Here is a 1267-nt window from a genome sequence, read left to right as displayed (position 1 = left end):
TGGGGGAATGCGTAATGTTACGTCGTCAAACAGATAAACAAATTGAACTCGAAATGGTTTCCATTGATCAATTGATGCCTGAGGATCATTTACTTCGGAAAATCGATGAACATGTGGATTTCAATTTCATTTATGACAAAGTGGAAACCTACTATTCAACGACAAACGGTCGCCCACCGGTTGATCCGGTGATGCTCTTTAAGATGATGTTTGTCGGTTATTTGTATGGCATTCGTTCGGAACGTCAATTGGAACGTGAGATTCAAACGAACGTGGCATATCGCTGGTTTCTCGGATTAGGGCTTACGGAAAAAGTCCCTCATCATTCAACGATTAGCTTCAATCGTCATCAACGGTTTCAAGGAACAACGGCCTTTCAAGACATCTTTGACGAGGTGGTTGTGAAAGCCATGGAACAAGGCATGGTGAGTGGTCGGGTATTATTCAGTGATTCCACGCACTTAAAAGCGAATGCGAATCGTCAGTACTTCACACGAGAAACCGTCAAAGTTGAAACACAGTCGTACATCAACGAATTGGATGAGGCGGTCACGGAAGATCGAGAGGAACACGGAAAAAAGCCTTTAGGAAAGAAGAAAAAGGAGGAATGGAAAACCGTCCGTAAAAGTACGACAGACCCTGAAAGTGGGTACTTGTATCGAGAAGGAAAACCGGAAGGGTTTTATTACTTAGATCATCGAACAACGGATATCAAGTTCAATATTATTACGGATGTCCATGTCACCCCTGGTAATGTGCATGACTCCCAGCCGTATCTCGAACGATTAAAACGACAACTGAGCCGCTTTCAGTTTCCGGTTGAAGCCGTTGCCCTCGACGCTGGTTATTTCACGACGCCCATTTGTAAAGGCATTGAAAATTTAGGCATTATGGCGGTGATCGCTCACCGTCGCTATCGACCTGTAAAAGGGCGCATTCCCAAGTGGAAGTATACGTATGATCCAACGACCAATACATACACGTGTCCAAACGGAAAACCATTGACGTATTCCACGACGAACCGAGAAGGATATCGTCAATACCATTCCAATCCAGAAGATTGTAAAACCTGTCCCCTCCTTTCAACCTGTACACAGTCACAAAATCATAAAAAAGTGCTGACCCGACATGTGTGGGAAGAAAGCAAAGAACGGGTGCGAATGAATCGCCTTTTAAAGGAAGGAAAAGCAATCTATCGCATGCGAAAATATAAAATTGAGCGAAGCTTTGCGGATTCAAAACAACTCCACGGGCTTCGCTATTGTCG

At 44.1% G+C, this 1267-nt stretch carries 1 protein-coding gene; it reads left to right on the top strand.

What is annotated here, in order from left to right; all coding sequences use genetic code 11:
- Window positions 1-14: 14 nt before the first annotated feature.
- A partial coding sequence (locus JOC54_RS22810; RefSeq protein ID WP_204469453.1) for an IS1182 family transposase occupies window positions 15-1267 on the top strand: 1253 nt, incomplete at its 3' end.

Origin of the sequence: Shouchella xiaoxiensis, from assembly GCF_016907895.1 — a bacterium.
GTDB lineage: Bacteria > Bacillota > Bacilli > Bacillales > Bacillaceae_D > Shouchella > Shouchella xiaoxiensis.
The sequence above is the reverse complement of the archived record's forward strand: the minus strand, read 5'-3'. Positions and strand labels throughout refer to the sequence as shown.